This window comes from Rugamonas sp. FW305-51 (assembly GCF_058786935.1).
In genome coordinates this window covers 96897-116960 of record NZ_JBYSZG010000003.1, presented here as the reverse complement: position 1 = coordinate 116960, position 20064 = coordinate 96897, and the positions used below count along the sequence as shown (strand labels likewise).

Genomic DNA, 20064 nt, shown 5'->3' with positions numbered 1-20064 from the left:
CGTGTGAATGGGATTAAAGGGTGGCAGCAAAAAGATCTTCAGGCTGCGGCAAGCAGTGCCTCGTTGCGAACCTTCCTGCGCTCGACGTTTCTCATGGCAGCATCGATATTTCTCATTGCGGCGCTAAAATAAAATCCCTGGCCGACGTTACAACCGAGGCTCTGAACAAAATCCAGTTGCGCCTTCTTTTCAATCCCTTCAGCGACAGTGTTCAAGTGCATTTTTCTGGCTAACTGCACAATGGGCTCCAGAATTCCAGTGAGTTTTCTGTCTTCGGAAATCCCTGCGATGAAGATGCGATCGATCTTCAACTCGGTAAAAGGCAGCTTGCTTAGCAATTTCAGCGAGGAGTAGCCAGTGCCGAAATCGTCGATCGAAATGCGAAAGCCCCTATCGCGCAAGATGCTGAGAGACGCCATAACTGAAGAAAAACGTTCTGGAAAGGTGGTCTCGGTAACTTCAATGGTGATTTGATCAAACGGTATTCCGTGTTCGTTAACTACTGAACAAATGCGACTCGCGAAACGGGGATTTTGCAGGGTTGCCGACGAAAAGTTCATGGCCATTCCCACCCCATCCATGAGCTTGTTGTTGCGGGCACTGAGCAGCGATTGCCGAAAGACGCTATCGGTAAATTCGTCGATTAAACCGACCTGTTCAATCAGGCTGATGAATTGTCTGGGTGGCAGAATGCCCAGGTCAGGATGGATCCATCGCGCCAGGATCTCCACGCAGGACGTAGTGCCGGTAGCAAGGTCAATCTTTGGCTGGAAGAAGGGGATGAATTCATTGCGGCGAATTGCCCTGGCCATGTGATCCCGGGACCATTTGGGTTTCCGCTGGTTTTCCATGATGTCTCCTTTACTGCTGCCGCGTGATGACCAGTGCTGCGCTGTCATTCATCGTTCGGCGCTGTCATGTTTAATGACGTCAACTGTTGCCGCGTTCTTGTTGGATACTAGTGTCCCCAAATAACCTTTGAAAAACTATGTACAACTGGACATATTCAACGGGTTGGAAATATGCGGTAATGACATGGCTGGCTGCAGTGGTATAAACTAAAGTCCACGCGACGTCGGTGCCGGCGGTTGGAGTGCACCATTCGGATTACGCTTCCATAAGGTTTCTCTTGCATATGAAAATGTCCCCGGACCTCGCGACCGAACTGATCACGTTGCTGCACCGCAATGCGCCGATCGAGGAATTCTCGGCACACCTCGCGCGCGTGGAAGCCCTGGGCAAGGAAGACAAAGGGCATGCCGGATCGATTGAAGTTGCCAGGATGGCGGTGGCGGTCAAGAACCGGCTCGACCTGCATCAGTTGAGCGAACAAGGCATGCTGGCGATGTTCGAATCGGCCAAGGACCTGAACAGCCGCCTCGACGTGGGCAGCCTGCTCGGCGCCATCGTTATTCGCGCAAGGAACCTGCTCGGTTCGCATGTCGCCTGGCTGACGGTGTATGACGCCGACAAGGACGAGTTTCAGGTATTGGCGTCGGACGGCGCGATCTCGTTCAATACGACGACAATGAAGGTCAGCCGGCGGCTGGGCATAGCCAGCGTGGTGATGACGACACGTCTGCCTTTTTATACGCCCAACTATTTGCTCGACAAACGCTTCCCGCACGATCCTGTGATCGACGACACCTTTCGCGACGAAGGGATTGCGGGGCTGGCCGGCGTGCCGCTCCTGTTTGATGAAAAAGTCCTCGGCCTGCTGTTTATCGCGGACCGCTACAACCGCACCTACACGGCCCAGAACATTGCCATCCTCAGCACGCTCGCCACGCATGCGGCGGTGGCAATCAATAATGCGCGGGCATTCAAGCAGGCCAACGAGGCGTTCCAGCGCGCGGACCAGGCACGCGCCGAGCTCGAGCACCATGTGCGTGAGATCCAGAATGCCGCCGAAGCGCATGAGCAATTGACCTCGTCGCTGGCGAAAGGCGCTTCGCTCGATACGCTATCCGAAACGATCGCCCAGCTCCTCAATGGCAGCGTCGTGGTCCTGAATGAGGCCTTCCAGGTCGTCAGCCATGCCGCCGCGCCCGGTTATAGCGGCAAGCTGGCAAGCACCTACACGCCGCATGGCGCCATCAGCGCGAAAATCACGAATGCCATACGGAACAGCCGGCAAGGCGGTCGTTCCGTCGTTGCGTATGAAGGCGATGGCGAATTGTGCCGCGCGATAGCCGTGATCGGCGGCAATGACCTGCTCGGTGCAGTGCTCCTGTTTCGCAAGGAAGACCTCGGCGAGATACCGGTGCGTACCTTCGAACGGAGTTCGAGCATCATCGGGATCGTGCTGCTGTCGCAGGAACGCATGGAAGCCGGCAAAAGCCGCGATGTGTCGACGCTGGTGCGTTCGCTGACCTCAGGCAGTCGCCGCGATGACATGGCCTCGACCTGGGAGTTGGCGAAGCGGTTCGGGCTCGACTTGTCGCAACCCGTGTCGTTGATACTCGTGGAAACGGAAGGCTTGAGACCGGACTCCCTGGCGCGGCGTTTGCGCGCTGGTTCGGCGCTTTCCGAACTCGTATTGGATGAGATCGATGGCACGCTGGCGATGATCGTATCGACAACGAAAGTACAGCGCACCTTGACTGAATTCACAGCCATTGCCAAACGTGAATTCGTCGACAGCTTCAGCGGCATTCTCTCAAGGCCCATCCTGTCGCCGGCGGAAATCCCGGCGTCCTGCATGGTGATGCGGCGCGGACTGGCAGTGCTGCGACGGCTGGGCGTGAAGAACCAGATCCTCGATCAAAACGAGATGGCGCTGTACTCCGTGATTTTCGAAACCCACGATCAGGACAGCTTGAAGTCCTTTCTCGAAACGACGATCGGCCCGCTGATTGCCTACGATGAAAAGCGCAATACGCAACTGGCCGAGACCCTGCTGTGCTACATGGACAGCAACCAGAACGCCAGGACCACAGCAACGCGCATGGGCATCCATGTGAATACCGTTCGACAGCGCTTGAGCAATATCGAGGAGATGCTCGGCTACTGGGGCAATCCGACGCGCGCGCTTGAAATCCATGTTGCCTTGCGGCTGTGGCGTCTCACCTGAAAAGTAACTCCATGCCATAAAAATCACGTATTTATGGCTCATCCTCACATTGCTCTGTCTCCGATCGCCTCACATACTGTCTCTGCGCGGACTGCCAACGCATCATGGCTTCCGTCCAAGGAAAACGTCAAGAGTGAGACTCACCCACCTGAAGGAGACAATAAATGGATCTGGGAAATCGAAGCAAAAAAGAATTACTTACACAGGCGTCGTCAGGTCGTCGCGCCTGTCTGACCAGGCTTGTTGGGTCGTTGGGAGCCCTGGTGGCGCTTGACAGCGTTGCCAGCACCAAGGCCCCGGGTCGCGGCCTTGCTTATACTCCGGATATCCAAGGCCCTTTCCCGATCCCGCAGAGCGAGCGCGGGCTTCATACCATCACGGCCACTCCATACTTCAAGGTGTCGGACAAAGGTCTGCAACTGGAAGGCGCGTCGTTTGACCGGAAAGGCAACCTCCTTTTTGTCGACGTGTTTGGCGGTACGATTTTTCGCCTCACGCCCGACAAGGTTCTCAGCACCGTGCTGTCACCGAATGCCCTTGGTTCAGCCGGCATTGCCATTCACAAGGATGGGAGGATCTTTGTCGCGGGCCTCGGGAACTTCGTGGATACCGGGAGCATTTTCTGGTTGAATCCGGACGGCTCCGGCCTGACAACCATCGTTCCCGCGAGCGCAGGCTATCTGCCGGACGACCTGGTGTTCGATAAAAACGGCGGCTTATATTTCACCGACTTCCGGGGCAGTTCGGACAATCCTGTCGGCGGCGTGCATTACGTATCGCCGGATTTCAAGACGATCACGCCCATACTGAGCCACATGGCGATTGCAAATGGCGTTTGCCTGAGCCCTGACGGAAGCGTGCTTTGGGCTACCGAATTGAGCGCGGGGCGCCTCCATAAGATCGAGTTGAGCGGGCCAACCACGATTGCTCCATTCGGCACGGCGGTACCTTATTATTTCAGCGGTTTTGCGCCCGATTCAATGCGTTCGGACAGTGACGGCAATATCTACGTCGCGATGTATTCCCAAGGACGCGTTCTTGTCTTCAATCCGAATGGTATCGCCATTGGCCAGATACTCCTGCCCAAGCGGGAAACGGGCCACAACATGAGGTCGACCAGCATGGGATTCGTGCCTGGAACGAATGACATGTTGATTCTTACCAATGACGGTAAGGGCAGCGAGGGGTCGTGGATTTTCCATGCCAAGGGCTTCGCAAAAGGCACGACGCTGTATTCTCATCAATAAGTAACTGGAGACCACCTGTCTGCAAAGACCTTGCTAGGAAGACACGAAGCTTGGTCACGGTTGCCATGCTGACTGCGCTCGGGCGTACACGTGAACTGAAGGGTCATGTTCGCGGCGCGCTCAATAACGGCGCCACGGCAGAGGAAATTCGGGAAGTTCCGCTGCATGCAGCCATCCTTTGCGGTGTCCCACTTTCAGCAGGTGGTTTTCGCGCGGCGGCGGAAATCATCGGGTAAATCTGACCAATACGCTCTGCCAAGATCTGCAATCGGGTTGATTGAGGACGATTGCACGCCGACGCTACGTCGCCCGGCGATGCAAACATGGCGTTAAAAGTCGTGGCCAGGTAGTGCCGGGCGGTTTCAAGAACCAAGTGCAACACTGGGTTAATGAACGGTGATGTCCGGATTATTTAATCTGGCCATGTGAGCAGTATAAACGGCCAAGGGGGATTCGAAGCCAAAGCGGGCACGCGGACGCTGGTTGAGTTCCAGTGCGATGGCATCGAGTTCGTCTTGGGAGTAGATCGACAGGTCCGATCCCTTGGGCATGTACTGCCGCAGCAAGCCATTGGTGTTCTCGTTTGAGCCACGCTGCCAGGGGCTGTGCGGGTCGGCGAAATATATCTGCACGCCGGTGCGTTCAGTGAGGATTTTATGCCCGTGCATCTCGCGCCCCTGATCGTAGGTCATGGTCTTGCGCATGGCGGCCGGCTCGCGGTTGAGCACGAAGGCGAAGCTGTCGACGACAGCCTTGGTGGTGGCGTTGTCCATCTTGGCCAGCACGACAAAGCCGGTGGTGCGTTCGACCAGCGTACCGACCGAGGAGCGGTTGCCGGCGCCTTTGATCAGGTCGCCCTCCCAGTGGCCAGGAATGAGGCGATCCTCAACCTCTGGAGGCCGGATATGGATGCTCTGCATGTCCTGTATCTGGTTGCGGCGGTCGGTCCCCTGGCTGCGCGGCTTGCGCACCTGGTTGTGATGCCGCAGGCAGGCGATCAGCTCGCGCTTGAGTTCGCCACGCGGATGCAGGTAGATCGCGTTGTAGATGGTCTCGTGCGAGACGGTTTCGTTAGAGTCGTTGGGCCACATGGCTTTGAGCTTGGCAGCAATTTGCTGTGGTGACCAGCGTAGATTGAGAAAATAGCGAACCACGGTGAACAACACGCTGTGAACGTGGAGTTTCGGCACTTTGCGTCGCTTCACCCGCAGCGCCAACGCCTGATTCTGGACGCAGTTGGCATCGTACATGCCGGCGGTATCGACCCGCTTGAGTTCGCGGCTGATCGTGCTGGCCGAACGGCAAAGGCGTTTAGCAATGGCGCGCACGCTGCATTGGTCGTCGCGCATAAGCATGACGACCGCGCGGTCTTGCGGCGTCAGATGGATATAGTTTCTTGGCATTGCAGCACCTTACAGCAAAAGGGTGTTGCACTTGGTTCTTGAGAACGCCCGTCTCAACGACGTTTCTGAAGTCTCTCCGCACTCCTGATACAAGATGACGGCCCACTATCATGAAAATTTCATTTCGGCAAAAACTTTTCCTTCCCTTATTCCTCAGCTGGATTTGCCTGTTGGCTGTGTTCAGCGTGGATATCTTGCAGAGCCGCACGTTGCGCCTCGAGGAACGCAAGATCCAGTTGTCCAATGCCGGCGAGATCGCCGCGTCCATCGCCAAGGAGTACGCAGCCCTCGCCGCCGCGGGCACGCTACCCCTTGACGAGGCAAAAAAGCAGGCGCTGGCGCGGATCCGCGCGCTGCGCTACGGCGCTAGTGGCTATATCGTCAGCTACAACGACAAATTCGTGCTGATGCACCCCATCATGCAGGAATTGAATGGGACACCGATCGGACAGAACGTCGATCCGGAAGGGCACAAGCCGTACGTGGATGGCATCGCCGCCGCGAAGGCGAATGGCGCCGGTTTCATCAGATATGTGTGGGTCAAGCCGGGCTCGCAGAAGCCTGAGCCCAAGCTGACGTACATCCAGGGGTATCAACCGTGGGGCTGGTACTTCTTGACCGGCCTGTACGTCGACGACCTCGATCGTGCGTTCTACGCCCAGCTGGCCAGCGCCGCTGCCTGGGTGGTTGTGATAGGCGTGCTGCTGACTGCCATCGTGTGGCTCGTCGTGCGCAGCGTCGAGCGTTCGATCGGCGGCGATCCGCTGGGCGCCGTCACGGTGGCGCGGCGGATCGCGTCCGGCGACCTCGGCGTGGAGGTACCCGTGCGCGTTGGCGACGAGGCGAGCCTGATGGCTGCGATGAAACGCATGCGCGACGCGCTGGCCGGCATCGTCGCCGAGGTGCGTACGGGGACGAACCTGATCGCCACGGCATCGCGCGAGATCGCCAGCGGCAACCTGGATCTCTCCAGCCGCACGGAAGAGCAGGCCAGCTCGCTGGAACAGACGGCGGCGTCGATGGAAGAACTGACCTCGACCGTGAAGAACAGTGCCGAGAACGCGCGCGAAGCGAGCCGCCTCGCCGCTTCCGCCGCCGAGGTGGCGGGAAGGGGCGGTGCCGTCGTCGCGTGCGTCGTCGACACGATGGCGTCGACGAACGAGTCGTCGAGCAAGATCGTCGACATCATCGGCGTCATCGACGGCATCGCGCTCCAGACGAATATCCTCGCGCTGAATGCGGCCGTCGAGGCGGCCCGTGCGGGAGAGCAGGGCCGCGGCTTTGCCATCGTGGCGAGCGAGGTGCGCAACCTGGCCCAGCGTTCTGCCGCAGCCGCCAAGGAAATCAAGGCACTGATCGGCGATTCCGTCGCGCGCGTGAACGACGGCGCGAAGCTGGTCGGGGAAGCCGGCGCGACGATGCAAGAGATCGTCGCGAGCGTGAACAAGGTCAGCACGATGATCGGCGCTATCAGCAGCGCAGCGCAGGAGCACGGCGAGGGCATCGAGCAAATCAACCAGGCCATCGCCCAGATGGACCAGGTGACCCGGCAGAATGCGTCGCTCGTCGAGGAAGCGGCGGCTGCAACGGAAGCGATGCAGGAGCAGGCCGCCAAGCTGGCCGAGGTGGTGAGCGTGTTCCGCATGGCCGCGGCAACTGCACCGGGGCACCGGTCCGCTATTCCTCCGGTAGCGCGTGCGCGTGCCCCCCGATCGTTGCCTGCGTAACCTTATTCGCAGTCTTTCATGGACTTATGGTGGCAAGAATTGCTTTAGTCGACACCCAACCTTGATATGCACTGTCTGGACCAGCAATGTCATAGCTGTACACTTTGACCCCATTGAATGTGTGCAGTCATACATAGTTTTTAAGCGACGGTTTGAGGATACTAGCATTATCAGAAACCGGAGACACGCCGCTACGCGGCAAGAGGTGAACCAGCATGATCAGCGACGTGGACATCAGAGATTGGCAACAGTCGGAGCCGGAGTTGAACGGGAGCATTCCTGCTTGCGGATGGTTGTTGGCCGCAGCACCGTTCGTGGTGGCAGCAGTAGCAAACGAATACATATGGTCGCTATTCCATGTACGCCTGGGCCATTGGCGAACAGGGCATGGGCGCGCAAAGCAAGCGACGGAATGCGCTCGTCATCGGAATCATCGACCTAACTCGATCATGGACTACGCCAATCAATCACCCAAGGAGCGGATCAGGCAGTGGATGCAGGATCGTCAACGCCGGCCATCGCCGCCCCCGCCGCTGGAAAAGATCAGATTGGAACTGTGGCATACCCTGTCGTCAGTCTGTGAAGAAAGAGCTGAAGTCGTTGAGCAAGGCAGCGTACCGGATAGCGGGCAATCCGCGACTGGCGCATTGGACGTTCCATTTTTTAATTTGACGAAATCCGACTGACTATCGTTAGTCCATAACCGGGGAGCGCCGCCCAAGCGGGCTTCTTTATTAGAAACCAGAGACACGCCGCTGCATCTCATTCATTTCTCGGGAGGGGCTCCTATTGCCTCTTTCTTGAGTGAGATATGTGTTGCCAGCGTCGCGAACGCCATCTAAACAAGGCAGAAAAATATTCATGAGCAAGCCGACAAGAAAAGTCATCATCTCTTGCGCCATCACCGGTGCCACGCACGTTCCGTCCATGTCGGAGTATCTGCCGATTACCCCCGAGGAAATTCGCGATAGCGCCATTGAAGCCGCAGAGGCGGGAGCGGCAATCATCCACCTGCATGCCCGTGATCCGGAGGACGGTCGTCCGACACCCGCACCCGCTGTGTTCGAACAGTTTGTGCCGGAACTCGCACGGCGCACGAATGCGGTGATCAACATCACCACCGGGGGCAGCACTCGCATGACGCTGGACGAGCGCCTCGCTTACCCGCGTCTCGCCAAGCCGGAAATGTGCTCTTTGAACATGGGCACAATGAATTTCTCCATCCATCCAATCGCTTCGAAAATCACCTCTTGGCGATACGACTGGGAGCAGGACTTCGTGCGGGGCATGGAAGCCACGATCTTCAAGAACAGTTTCGACGACATCAAACGCATCCTGCAGGAGCTGGGCCAGCATGGCACGCGCTTCGAATTCGAGTGCTATGACGTCGGCCATCTCTACAACCTGGCCTATTTCGTGGAACAGGGACTGGTGAAGGCGCCATTCTTCATCCAGGCGGCCTTCGGCATCCTGGGGGGGCTCGGTCCCGATCCGGAGAACATGACGATCATGCGCAACACGGCAGACCGGCTTTTTGGCCGGGAGAACTATCAGTTCTCCGTATTGGGAGCGGGGCGCCACCAGATGGCGCTGGTAACGATGGCGGCGATCATGGGCGGGAACGTGCGGGTGGGGTTGGAGGACAGTGTCTACCTGAGCAAGGGCACCAAGGCCGAGACCAACGCCCAGCAGGTCAGCAAGATCAAGCGGATTCTCGAGGAACTGTCATTTGAAATCGCCACGCCCGACGAGGCGCGGCAGATGTTGGGCCTGAAGGGAAAAGCCGGCCTGTATTCCTGAGCCTGCTCGGACAGCGCAGAACAAAGCAACGCTTATCCAAGGAGACATGATGAACCAGATTCCAAGCATTCCCAACGAATTGCATCGACGAGCCACGAAGAAGGCGTTCCTGAAACTGATTCCGCTAATGTGCGCGATCTATTTCATGTCCTTTCTGGACCGAACCAATGTCGCACTGGCGAAAGTGCATCTGGCAGCCGACGTCGGTATCAGTGCAGCTGCCTACGGCCTGGGCGCCGGCATCTTCTTTCTCGGCTACGCCCTCCTGGAGGTGCCGAGCAACCTTCTGGCGCATCGTATCGGCCCGCGCCGCTGGATTGCGCGGATCGCCGTATCGTGGGGCATCATGTCCGTCGGCATGATGTTCGTCGCCGGCGAGCGGTCGTTCTACATCATGCGTGTCTTGCTGGGTATTGCGGAGGCCGGCTTGTTCCCCGCGTTGATGTACATGGTCACCCTATGGTTTGCGACGGCTGACAGACCTGTCGCCATCGGGTGGATCTACACCGCGCCAGCGCTGGCACTTCTCTTGGGAAATCCAATCGGTGGTGCGTTGTTGCAGCTGGATGGCTATGGCGATTTGCATGGCTGGCAGTGGATGTTCCTGATCGAAGGCATCCCGAGCATCCTGTTGGGCATCGTGCTGTACTTCAAGATGCCGGATCACCCAAGCAAAGCTGCCTGGCTGAACAAGGATGAAGCGGCCGCGTTGGAGAAACAGGCGCAGGCCAACGTGCCGCAGCATGCCACGTATTTCTCCAGCGATTGGGTGGCGGCGATCAAACGTCCCACGACGATCCTTATCGGCCTGATCTACTTCCTGAACCAGGTCGCCTTCATAGGCTTGTATTTCTTTGCTCCGGCAATGATCAGCCAGATGAAGATCGACTCTCCCCTGGTGGTCGGGTTGTTGTCCGCCAGCGTCGGCCTGGGATTCCTGCTCGGCGTACTGGTGCTGCCGCGCATTCATCGCCGCGTCGCCAGCGATTCGCGCTATCTGGGCACGTTGAGTTTCGGACTGGTTCTTGGCGCAGCTGCCTTCATTCTGACTGCCAGCCTGGTAGGCAAGGTGCTGTTGCTCGCCGTGACGGCCTTCCTTGCCGGCGGCGTGCTGCCGTCCTATTGGAGCATCGCGATGAAGCGTCTGAGCGGAATCCAGGCCGCGGCCGGACTGGCCTTCATCAACACGGTTGGCTTGCTGGGCGGTTTCGTCGGCCCCTATCTGTTCGGTATGGCGGAGGCGGCGACGGGACGAAGTGAATCCGGCTTCCTGGTGATCCTGGTCGCCGCCATCTTGGGGCTGCTGCTGGTGCCGCTGTTGGCAATCGCGTTCGCCAGGGAGTCCGGCGTGGCGGTCGAATTGGAGGCTCGTGCTTGAGCCATCGAATGCGGGAGCGTCGCCATTCGGCGGCCTCCCGATGATTGAACATTGAGGAATACGATGAAACTACTTGACAACGTCGCCATCATCACCGGAGCAGCGCAGGGTATTGGCAAGGCGACTGCCCTGAAATTCGCACGGGAGGGCGCGACTGTTATCGCGTGCGACCTGGATGCGGCGGGCGTTGCCGCCGTGGCTGCAGAATGCCGCGCCGGTGGGAGTACGGCGGAGGGGTACGCGGTCGACGTGACCTCGCGCGATGACATCGAAACGCTCGTCAGATTCGTATGCAAGAAATACGGACGGATCGATACCTTGGTCAACAATGCCGGCATCACCCGCGACGCGCGCCTGCAAAAGATGACCGAGCAGCAATTCGACGACGTCATCGACGTCAATCTGCGGGCCGTTTTCTTCTTGTCGCAGGCAGTGGCGGACTGCATGGCTGCCACAGGGAAGGGCGTGATTCTCAACGCGAGCTCCATCGTTGGCATCTATGGCAACTTTGGTCAAACCAACTATTCAGCGGCAAAGTTCGGCGTCATCGGCTTCACAAAGACGTGGAGCCGTGAGTTGGGCCCCAAGGGCATTCGTGTCAATGCGATTGCCCCTGGCTTTGTGGAGACACCGATGATCGCCACGGTGCCCGACGAGGTCCTGGACAAGATGCGCTGCCAGGTTCCTCTGCGGCGCCTGGGTCGGCCGGAAGAAGTCGCCAATCTGTACGCCTTCCTTGCGTCCGACGAGGCCAGTTATATCAACGGTGCCGTGATCGAGGTCTCCGGCGGACTCGTCATTTAGTCGTTTCATGCAGCCTGGCGATCCAGGCGTTCTTCAAACAACCATACAGCCATGAAGACTTTTCAACTCTTAAAACCTCAAGCAGGACTGCGGGTATTCATCTCGGGCGCGGCTGCCGGCATCGGCGCTGCCGTCGCCCAAGCATTCCTCGAAGCGGGGGCCGCCGTTTTTGTTTGTGACGTCGACCCTGTGGCGCTGCAGTCGATGCAGGAGCGACATCCCGACTGCTTCATCGGTTTGGCCAATGTCGCCAAGGCGGACGAGGTCGAGCACGTCATCGCGCAAGCGCTGGAGAGGCTTGGGGGCATCGATGTCTTGATCAACAATGCCGGCATCGCCGGTCCTACTGCTTCGGTCGAAGACATCGCCACCGACGATTGGGAAAGAACGATCGACACCAACTTGAACAGCCAATTCTATTTCTTGAAGCATGCTGTCCCGGCACTCAAGCAATCCTCCGATAACGCAAGCATCATCGCCATCTCGTCGGTGGCGGGCAGACTTGGATACCCTTATCGTACTCCGTATGCCTCGACAAAATGGGCCATCATGGGGTTGATGAAATCGTTGGCGATGGAGCTGGGGCCTCTGGGAATCCGCGTCAACACCATCCTGCCCGGTGTCGTTGAAGGGCCCCGCATGGAGGGCGTGATCGCGGCGCGGGCACAGGCAGTTGGCCTCACCGTCGACGAGATGCGAAACGAGTATTTGAAGAAGATCTCGTTACGTCGCATGGTGACGGCGCAGGACGTTGCGGCGATGGCGCTGTTCCTCGCTGCACCGGCCGCGGCGAACATCACAGGGCAGTCGATCAGTGTTGACGGCAACGTCGAGTATCTGTGACCGGCTTTGGTCGACTTCCGCGCCGCTCACGTACGATCGCATTGCCAGTGCCGCTGCGTTCGACCCGTCCCGGGCCGGCGTAGCACATCAGAAACGCGTACTGAGGCCGAGCCGAGCAATCGACTGAAACATGTTGCTTGACCCGCTGCCTGGACCAATGACCCCATTGATCCGTGCAGTGCTGCCGTGGCTAGCGCGCTGGTGCACGCCCGCAACGTACAGCATGGTGCGTTGCGACAACGAGTAGTGAACAGTCGTCGAGACTTGATGGGCATGTGCGCTCTCGAGTCTGTCGTTGCCTTTCATGTAGAGGTAAGAGGCGCCCGCGCTCCACGCGCTTGGTAAATGCCAGAACGCGCAGGACTCGATCGACCAGATTCCCGCCCCGTTCTGCGCATTGCGCACGCTTGTGAACAGGGCTTTTGCAGTCGTTGCCCCGACCGTATAGTGCAAGCCTGCTCCATAATTGCGTAGGCTCGTAGCCTGGATACCGTTTGCTGAAGCGTACTTCTGATTCGTATAGGCCACGCTCCCACCAAAGCCCCCGTCGTTATAGCTGCCGCCGACGCTGACAGCGTTATTCGCGCCGGCTGATTCCGTAGCGCCGCGGAATCCGTACAGTACACCTGCCGTAAAGCCCGCCATCGGTGCGCACGTGTATTTAATCGAATTCGGCACACGGTTACTGCCCGCGACGCGATCCCCATCGAACGCGCCAGTCGGATTGTCCGGGAGATTGAGCTTGTCGAACGGGCCATTGCGATGGGCATACAGGCCGACAAGGTCCGGCGCGATCTCGTTTCCGCTGCCCGCCAGTGCATCCACCATGAATTCATACTGGTTGCCAAGCGTCAGCTTGCCATAAAGCTGGTTTTCCAGGCCCACAATGGCTGTGCGCGCGAACAGCCCTCCGCCGATGATGGATCCGGTACTAAGGGAATACTGGTTGACGAGTTGGAAGATCGCATGCGTACCGGCGCCAAGGTCCTCCTTGCCTTCGAACCCGAGCAGGTTTGGGACATAGATGTTATCTCGTATTTGGTTCGATCGTGGCCACCTTCGTTACTGACGTAGTCGGCCCTGAACAATTGAACGGAGCCTGATTCTAAAGGCGAAACGGCCAAAAAACACCATTGGAATTTGCAAGGTTTCGTCAAAATAGAGGCAATTCCTTGCAAATTCCAGAGGTTTAAATGGGACCAAAGCCGGTCGGACCGCAGAGCAACGATTTGTTTCGCCAACGGCTCGACGAGCTGGTGAACCTGCAGCACCCGCTGGCCAGACTGGCCCAGCACATCGACTGGCAAGTGTTCGAACAAAAGTGGGCGCCCCATTTCCCTTCGTCGCGTGGCCGCCCGGCCACGCCGACCCGCCTGATTTCGGGCTTGCTGAACTTGCGGCACACCTTTGCCCTGTCGGACGAGGATGTGGTGTGGGGTTGGGTCGAGAATCCGTACTGGGTGCGCCGGGAGACCGGCAAAGCGCAGGTGGTGAAAGTCCACTGCGATGAAGGTGTAGCGAACCACATCGGCCCCGAGCCGTGCGTGGCCATCCGCGAGGGTGTCCGCGAAGCGTTGGTAGGGGAGCATGCAGGCCAGCCATGGAGCCACGAAATGGTTTATTTCCCGGATGCCGACGTACTCCAGTATGTGGAAGGCAATACGTACGAGCGCGTCATCGCAAGCGCACGACGGTCCGGCGTGGTCGTAGAACCTGGCATGCATGGACACGCTTTGCGCGGGAACCGGGAGATCTCTCGGCTGGAACGCGTACGACAAGCAGCAAAGTTGAGGAAGAAGGAGCGGTTCACGGCGCTGCTGCACCATATTACTGTCGATTTTCTGGAGCAAGCCTTTTATGCGCTTCGGCGCAAGGCGGCACCAGGAGTTGATGGGCAGATGTGGTCGGACTATGAGGGAAAACTGGAGGAGCATCTCCAGAGCCTGCATGGCCGAATACACAGCGGCGCATACAAGGCGCTGCCTGTCAGACGACGGTTCATCCTGAAGGCTGATGGCAAACAGCGCCCGTCGGGTATGACCGCGCTGGAAGACAAAATTGTCCAGCGCGCGGTGGTCGAAATCCTTAACGCGATCTACGAGCAGGATTTTCTCGGGTTTTCGTATGGGTTTCGTCCCGGACGCGGGCAGCACGACGCGCTCGGTCGGCAGAGCCCTTGGTTTTGTTGGCGATTTTATTTGCTCAGAATAACAGCGCCGTCTCAAACCCTTCCAGCACGTTGACCACATTCACTCCCAGTTCCTTGACGGCATAGCCGCCTTCGAAGATGAAGGCGGTGGGCAGGCCCAGCCAGGCCAGCCGCTCGCCCACGCGCAGGTAATCGGCGCTGTGCAGGGCAAAGCGCGACAGCGGGTCGCCGGCAAAGGTATCGACCCCCAGCGACACCACCAGCGCGTCGGCGCCGAAGCTGCCCAGGCGGATGCAGGCCGTCTCCAGCGCGGCGAACCAGGTCGTGGCCGTGGTGCCGGCCGGCAGCGGCAGGTTCAGGTTGTAGCCCAGTCCGGCTCCTTCGCCCCGTTCGTCCGCGTGGCCCAGGTAGAACGGGTATTCGAAGCGCGGGTCGGCGTGCAGCGAGATGAACAGCACGTCGTCGCGCTGGTAGAAGATGCTTTGCGTGCCGTTGCCGTGGTGGTAGTCCAGGTCCAGGATGGCGACCTTGCGGGCGCCGTCGTCGAGCATGTGCTGGGCCGCCAGCGCGGCGTTGTTGAGGAAGCAGTAGCCGCCGTAGAAGTCGGCTCCCGCATGGTGGCCGGGCGGCCGGGTCAGCACGAAGGCGCTGCGCTCGCCCAGGCGCAGCGCGTGGGCCGCGTTGACGGCGCAGTCGGCGCCCGTCTTGGCCGCGCTCCAGGTGCCGGCCGTGAGCGGCGTGCCGCTGTCCATCGAGTACAGGCCCAGCTTGGCGCAGAAGTTGTCCGGCTCCACGTCCGCGCGCAGCGTGCGGATGGGCCAGACGGAGGGGAAGGCGTCCTGGCCGGCGTTGGCCGGATCAAGCGCCAGCCATTCGCTCCACGCGTTGCGCAGGAAGTGCAGGTAGCGCGGCGTGTGGATGCGTTCCAGCGACATCAGCGGCACCCCGTGCGGCGTGACGATGCGGCCCAGGCCGCGCCGCCCCAGCTCGGCCAGCACGGCGTCGGCCCGGGCCGGCGTCTCGAAGCATGGCACCTGCTGGCCGCGGAAGAATTCGTGGCGGCCCTGGTGCAGGCTGTGCTGTTCGTTGTAGAAGGTGAGCAAGGCGGTTCCGTGGGCGTCAGTCGCAGTCCGGCGTGGAGTGGCACAGGTTGCTGGCGCGGTAGGCCGCCACGTAGTCGTCGAAGTTGCCCGTCGAGGTGCGCTCCATCTCGGCCTGCTCGGCGATCGAGGCGGCCGCCAGGCCGTCGAAATAGGCCGCCGCGTCGGCCGCCGGCGGGGGGCTGCGGAAGTAGGCCGCGTGCTGCCGGCTTTGCGCCAGGCCGAAGGCGCCGAACGAGCCGCCGTGCTGGCGCAGGGCGGCCAGCACGCGGGCCGACGGCGTCAGGTCCGGATCGGCCAGCTTGCGGCCGGCGTCGGCCAGCGCGTCGGCATGTTCGCTGCCGCCATGGCGCCGGTCCAGCAGGGCGGCCACGGGCGCCAGCCGTTCCAGCAGTTGCTGGCCCCATTGCTGCAGGCTGATTTCGCCTTCGCTGTTGTTGAGCATCAGGCCCGGACGGCGGCCTTCCTTGACGGTGCGGGCGAAGTTGTCCGTGTAGCGGGCGCCGTCCTGTTCCGAGATGGCGCCGCTTTCTTCCAGCGCGCAGAACAGCAGGAAGGTGTCGAGGAAGCGGCCCGTGGCCAGGCTGATGCCCACCGGCTGGAACGGGTCCACATCCATGCAGCGCACTTCGATGTATTGCACGCCGCGCGAGCACAGGGCCTGGATCGGACGCTCGCCGGTGCGGATCACGCGCTTGGGGCGGATGGTGGCGTAGTACTCGTTTTCGATCTGCAGCACATTGGTGCTCAGCTGTACCCATTCGCCGTTCTGCTTGGTGCCCAGCCTGGCATATGGCTCGTAGGGCTGGTTGACGGCCTTGGTCAGCGCGGCCACGTAGCTGTCCAGGCAGTTCTCGCGCGGGCTCAGGCCGGACTGGGCGTCGTTCTGGTAGCCCAGGTCGCTCATGCGCAGGCTGGTGGCGTAGGGCAGGTAGAGCGTGTCGTCCGACAGCTGCTCCAGCTTGTGCGGACGGCCCCGCAGGAAGCTGCTCGACAGCGCCGGCGAGGCGCCGAACAAATACATCAGCAGCCAGCTGTAGCGGCGGAAGTTGCGGATCGTGGCCAGGTAGGCTTCCGACTGGTAGGCCATGGCCGACTGGCGGGCCGGCTTGCCTTCATGCTCGGCCAGCACGCGCCACAGCTCTTCGCTGAGCGAATAGTTGTAGTGGATGCCGGCGATGCATTGCATGGCCTTGCCGTAACGCAGCGCCAGGCCGCGCCGGTACACGTGCTTGAGCATGCCCATGTTGGAGGTGCCGTACCAGGCGATGGCGATGTCTGCCTCGGGCGGCAGCTGGCAGGGCATGGATTCGCTCCACAGCAGTTCGTCGCCGAGCTTGCTGTAGGCGTAGCGGTGGATGCCGTCCAGCTTGTCGAGCGTGGTGGCAATGTCGGCCTCGGCCGGCGTGATGAATTCGAGCAGCGTTTCCGCATAGTCGGTGGTGATCTGCGGGTGCGTCAGAGCCGAGCCCAGCGCCGCCGGATGGGGCGTGGCGGCCAGGTGGCCGGTCGCGTCCACGCGCAGCGTTTCCCGTTCGATGCCGCGCAAGCCGGTCAGCACCGCGCGGTGCGTTTCCTGTCCCAGCAGGGCCAGACGGCGTGTCAAGAGATTGGACAATTTGATCTTCCTTTCTGTGCAGCACACAATGATGGGTGCGAGAGTAACCGAAATTGGCAAACCGCGCCGGAGACTGCCAAAAGCGGCCGGCACGCCCGCAGACCGGGTGCCCCGCCGCCATCACTGCAAAGATCGATGTTTATTTTAATCGAAGCGCGGCCGTTGTTTCAGGGCGCGCGTCCGCCCGTCACGCGCGCGATGCCGGCCAGGTCGGCCCAGCTCTGCACGTCCGTATATTCTTGAGCCGTCAACAATGCCTGCACGGCGGCGGACTGGTCGTAGCCGTGCTCCATCAGCAGCCAGCCTTGCGGCGCCAGATGGCGCGCGGCGCCGGCCACGATGGTGCGCAACGCCGACAGGCCGTCCGCATGGTCGGTCAGGGCGCCGGCCGGTTCGAAGCGCAAATCGCCTTCACCCAGGTGGCGGTCGCCGCTGGCGATGTAGGGTGGATTGGAGACGATCAGGTCGTAGCGCTCGTGCGCCAGCGCGCCGTACCAGTCGCTCTGCATGAAGGTGACGTTGGCGCCGTTGGCGCTGGCGTTGCGGCGCGCCACGGCCAGCGCATCGGCGCTCACGTCGAGCGCCGTGACGGCCGCGTCGGGCCGGCCGTGGGCCAGGGCGACGGCGATGGCGCCGCTGCCGGTGCCCATGTCGAGCACGGCGCCTTGCGGCGGCAGGCGTTCCAGCGCCAGTTCCACCAGCAGCTCCGTTTCCGGGCGGGGAATCAGCACGGCCGGGTTCACCTCGAACGGCAGGCCGAAGAATTCACGCTGGCCGATCAGGTAGGCCACCGGCTCGCCGTCGATGCGGCGCTGCACCAGCGCGGCCAGGCGCTGCGCCTCGTCCGCCGTCAGGGTCCGTTCCGACTGCGTGATCAGGCCCACGCGCGACAGGCCCAGCGCGTGGCACAGCAGGATGCGGCGGTCGATGGGATCGAGCAGGGGCAGGCGCTGCAGCTCGGCCAGCGTAATGCCGGTCCGGATGGCGGCCGTGCTCATGCGCGGCGGCGGCGGACCAGCAGCCAGCCCAGCGCGATGGCGAACAGGCCGAACCACAGGAACGACCACTGGGGGATGGACAGCCCGAACAGGGGCGCCAGCGCATCCTCGCACAGGCCGTCGGCGCGGAAGATGGACGGCAGGTACTGGGCCAGGAAGATCTTGTTGAGCGCCGTTTCCATCGGGTCGATGCCGCACGACAGGCCGGGATGGGCCAGCACCCACAGGTGCTTGCCGGCCACGCCCATGCCGCCCAAGGCGCTGGCCAGGCCCAGGCCCGCGCCCAGCACGGGCTTGCCGGCCCAGGCGCCCAGCAGGCAGCTGAAGCCGACGGCCAGGAACAGGTAGCGCTGGATCACGCACAGCGGGCAGGGCAGCATGTCCATGCCGTGTTGCAGGTAGAGGGCGGCCCCGATCAGGCCGAAGCAGGCGATGGCGATGGACAGCAGCAATGGGCGCAGTGCAATCATGGGGCGTTTCCAGTCAGGTTGTTCGTCGTGGCCGCAGGGTCGTAGTGCCGCAGGGCGCGCTTATTCTCGCATAAAGTGGGACCGGCGGTTGCGGCCGGGGCCGCTTGCCGCGGCGGCCGCTGCGGCGCACCGCGCCAGCCATCGAAAATGGGGACGCGAAAATGGGGACGTACCCCTTTTTTCGAAAATGGGGACGTACCCCTTTTTTCGCTGGCTGCGACAGTGACTAATGCGCGCGGCACCGGCATCGAAAATGGGGACGTACCCCTTTTTTTTGAGAAGACCGCTAACTTAATGGCATTAGCGCCGGTGGCCGGCTTGCTATGACGCGCCGCCTTAATCGCCCAGCGCCGCCAGCTGCTCGGCCTGGTGTTCGGCGGCCAGCGCGTTGGTCAGTTCCGTCAGGTCGCCGTCCATGATGAAGTCCAGCTTGTACAAGGTCAGGTTGATGCGGTGGTCGGTCATGCGGCCCTGGGGGAAGTTGTAGGTGCGGATGCGTTCGCTGCGGTCGCCCGAGCCGATCAGGCTCTTGCGGGTGGCCGCCTCCTTCGACTGCTGCTCGCGCATCTGCACGTCCTTGATGCGGGCCGCCAGCACCTTCATGGCCTGGGCCTTGTTCTTGTGCTGGCTGCGGTCGTCCTGGCACTCGACCACGATGCCGGTGGGCAGGTGGGTCAGGCGCACGGCCGAATCGGTCTTGTTGATGTGCTGGCCGCCGGCGCCGGAAGCGCGGAAGGTGTCGATGCGCAGGTCGGCCGGGTTGATGTTGACGTCTTCCACCTCGTCCGCCTCCGGCATCACGGCCACCGTGCAGGCCGAGGTGTGGATGCGGCCCTGGGTTTCCGTGGCCGGCACGCGCTGCACGCGGTGGCCGCCCGATTCGAACTTGAGCTTGGAATAGACGCCGTTGCCGATCAGGCGCACGATCACTTCGCGGTAGCCGCCCAGGTCGGACGGCGACTCGGACACCATCTCCACCTGCCAGCGGTTGCGTTCGGCAAAGCGGGTGTACATGCGCAGCAGGTCGCCGGCGAACAGGGCCGACTCATCGCCGCCGGTGCCGGCGCGGATTTCCAGGAAGATGTTGCGTTCGTCGTTGGCGTCCTTGGGCAGCAGCATCTTCTGCAGTTCCAGTTCCAGTTGCGCCATGCGGGCCTTGGCCGCTTCGATCTCGTCCTGGGCGAACTGCTTCATGTCGGGGTCGGCCAGCATCTCCTGGGCCGCCGCGATGTCGCCGTTCGCTTGCTGGTAGTCGTGGTACAGGGCCACCAGCGGACCGAGTTCGGCGTGTTCGCGCGTCATCTTGCGGTAGCTGTCCATGTTGGCGGTGGCGCCTTCGGACATCAGCAGTTCGTCGAGTTCGACCAGGCGGTTCGCCAATTGGTCCAGCTTGGCCAGCATTGATGGTTTCATAGCGTGTGCATCTCAAGTAATCAGGGGAAAGGGCCGGCGCG

At 61.0% G+C, this 20064-nt stretch carries 15 protein-coding genes and 3 pseudogenes; 10 read left to right on the top strand and 8 right to left on the bottom strand.

The features are described from left to right. Positions 1–38 precede the first annotated feature (38 nt). Complete coding sequence (locus AC3WOS_RS03060) at positions 39–899, bottom strand: EAL domain-containing protein (RefSeq protein ID WP_492714358.1); 861 nt, start codon at positions 897–899, stop codon at positions 39–41. A 242-nt stretch (positions 900–1141) separates the two neighbouring features. Between AC3WOS_RS03060 and AC3WOS_RS03055 the strand changes: the two genes are divergently transcribed. From AC3WOS_RS03055 to AC3WOS_RS03045, 3 genes and pseudogenes are all read left to right on the top strand, one after another. Then, positions 1142–3073, top strand: coding sequence for a helix-turn-helix domain-containing protein (locus tag AC3WOS_RS03055; RefSeq protein ID WP_492714357.1), 1932 nt, complete (start codon positions 1142–1144; stop codon positions 3071–3073). Between the two features lie 164 nt (positions 3074–3237). After that, a complete protein-coding gene (locus AC3WOS_RS03050) occupies positions 3238–4320 on the top strand; it encodes an SMP-30/gluconolactonase/LRE family protein (protein ID WP_492714356.1) in 1083 nt (360 codons plus the stop codon). A gap of 29 nt (positions 4321–4349) precedes the next feature. Next, positions 4350–4556, top strand: a pseudogene (locus AC3WOS_RS03045) (carboxymuconolactone decarboxylase family protein); the annotation flags it as partial. 150 nt (positions 4557–4706) lie between these two features. Here the strand turns inward: AC3WOS_RS03045 and AC3WOS_RS03040 are convergent. Next, complete coding sequence (locus tag AC3WOS_RS03040) at positions 4707–5723, bottom strand: IS30 family transposase (protein ID WP_492714355.1); 1017 nt, start codon at positions 5721–5723, stop codon at positions 4707–4709. A gap of 110 nt (positions 5724–5833) precedes the next feature. Here AC3WOS_RS03040 and AC3WOS_RS03035 point away from each other — a divergent pair, with 110 nt between their 5' ends. The 6 genes from AC3WOS_RS03035 (at position 5834) to AC3WOS_RS03010 (ending at position 12275) form a co-directional block, all read left to right on the top strand. Further along, positions 5834–7450, top strand: a complete 1617-nt coding sequence (locus AC3WOS_RS03035; protein WP_492714354.1) for a methyl-accepting chemotaxis protein — start codon at positions 5834–5836, stop codon at positions 7448–7450. Between the two features lie 215 nt (positions 7451–7665). After that, positions 7666–8136, top strand: coding sequence for a hypothetical protein (locus AC3WOS_RS03030; protein ID WP_492714353.1), 471 nt, complete (start codon positions 7666–7668; stop codon positions 8134–8136). A 175-nt stretch (positions 8137–8311) separates the two neighbouring features. After that, entirely contained in the window at positions 8312–9250 is a 939-nt protein-coding gene (kce, locus tag AC3WOS_RS03025) for a 3,5-dioxohexanoate:acetyl-CoA acetone transferase (protein ID WP_492714352.1), read from the top strand. A gap of 49 nt (positions 9251–9299) precedes the next feature. Beyond that, positions 9300–10628, top strand: a complete 1329-nt coding sequence (locus AC3WOS_RS03020; protein ID WP_492714350.1) for an MFS transporter — start codon at positions 9300–9302, stop codon at positions 10626–10628. Between the two features lie 63 nt (positions 10629–10691). After that, entirely contained in the window at positions 10692–11432 is a 741-nt protein-coding gene (gene fabG, locus AC3WOS_RS03015) for a 3-oxoacyl-ACP reductase FabG (protein ID WP_492714349.1), read from the top strand. Between the two features lie 51 nt (positions 11433–11483). Then, complete coding sequence (locus AC3WOS_RS03010; protein ID WP_492714348.1) at positions 11484–12275, top strand: SDR family oxidoreductase; 792 nt, start codon at positions 11484–11486, stop codon at positions 12273–12275. Between the two features lie 87 nt (positions 12276–12362). Here the strand turns inward: AC3WOS_RS03010 and AC3WOS_RS03005 are convergent. Beyond that, positions 12363–13399 (bottom strand): annotated as a pseudogene (locus tag AC3WOS_RS03005) (porin). Positions 13400–13468: 69 nt separating this feature from the next. On the opposite strand from AC3WOS_RS03005, the pseudogene AC3WOS_RS03000 reads away from it, so the two are divergent. After that, positions 13469–13735 (top strand): annotated as a pseudogene (locus AC3WOS_RS03000) (transposase); the annotation flags it as partial. 742 nt (positions 13736–14477) lie between these two features. Here AC3WOS_RS03000 and AC3WOS_RS02995 read toward each other — a convergent pair. The 5 genes from AC3WOS_RS02995 to prfA form a co-directional block, all read right to left on the bottom strand. Beyond that, on the bottom strand, positions 14478–15527 hold the full coding sequence (locus tag AC3WOS_RS02995; protein ID WP_492714347.1) for a histone deacetylase family protein: 1050 nt from the start codon (positions 15525–15527) through the stop codon (positions 14478–14480). Between the two features lie 16 nt (positions 15528–15543). Further along, positions 15544–17142, bottom strand: a complete 1599-nt coding sequence (gene gshA, locus AC3WOS_RS02990; RefSeq protein ID WP_492714346.1) for a glutamate--cysteine ligase — start codon at positions 17140–17142, stop codon at positions 15544–15546. Between the two features lie 167 nt (positions 17143–17309). Beyond that, the gene (gene prmC / locus AC3WOS_RS02985) at positions 17310–18140 is read right to left on the bottom strand and encodes a peptide chain release factor N(5)-glutamine methyltransferase (RefSeq protein WP_492714345.1); all 831 of its coding nucleotides are present in this window, start codon (positions 18138–18140) and stop codon (positions 17310–17312) included. Then, positions 18137–18610, bottom strand: a complete 474-nt coding sequence (locus tag AC3WOS_RS02980; RefSeq protein WP_492714344.1) for a disulfide bond formation protein B — start codon at positions 18608–18610, stop codon at positions 18137–18139. Before AC3WOS_RS02980 ends, prmC begins: the two co-directional genes overlap by 4 nt. A 336-nt stretch (positions 18611–18946) precedes the next feature. Continuing rightward, on the bottom strand, positions 18947–20023 hold the full coding sequence (prfA, locus tag AC3WOS_RS02975) for a peptide chain release factor 1 (RefSeq protein WP_492714343.1): 1077 nt from the start codon (positions 20021–20023) through the stop codon (positions 18947–18949). Positions 20024–20064 lie beyond the last annotated feature (41 nt).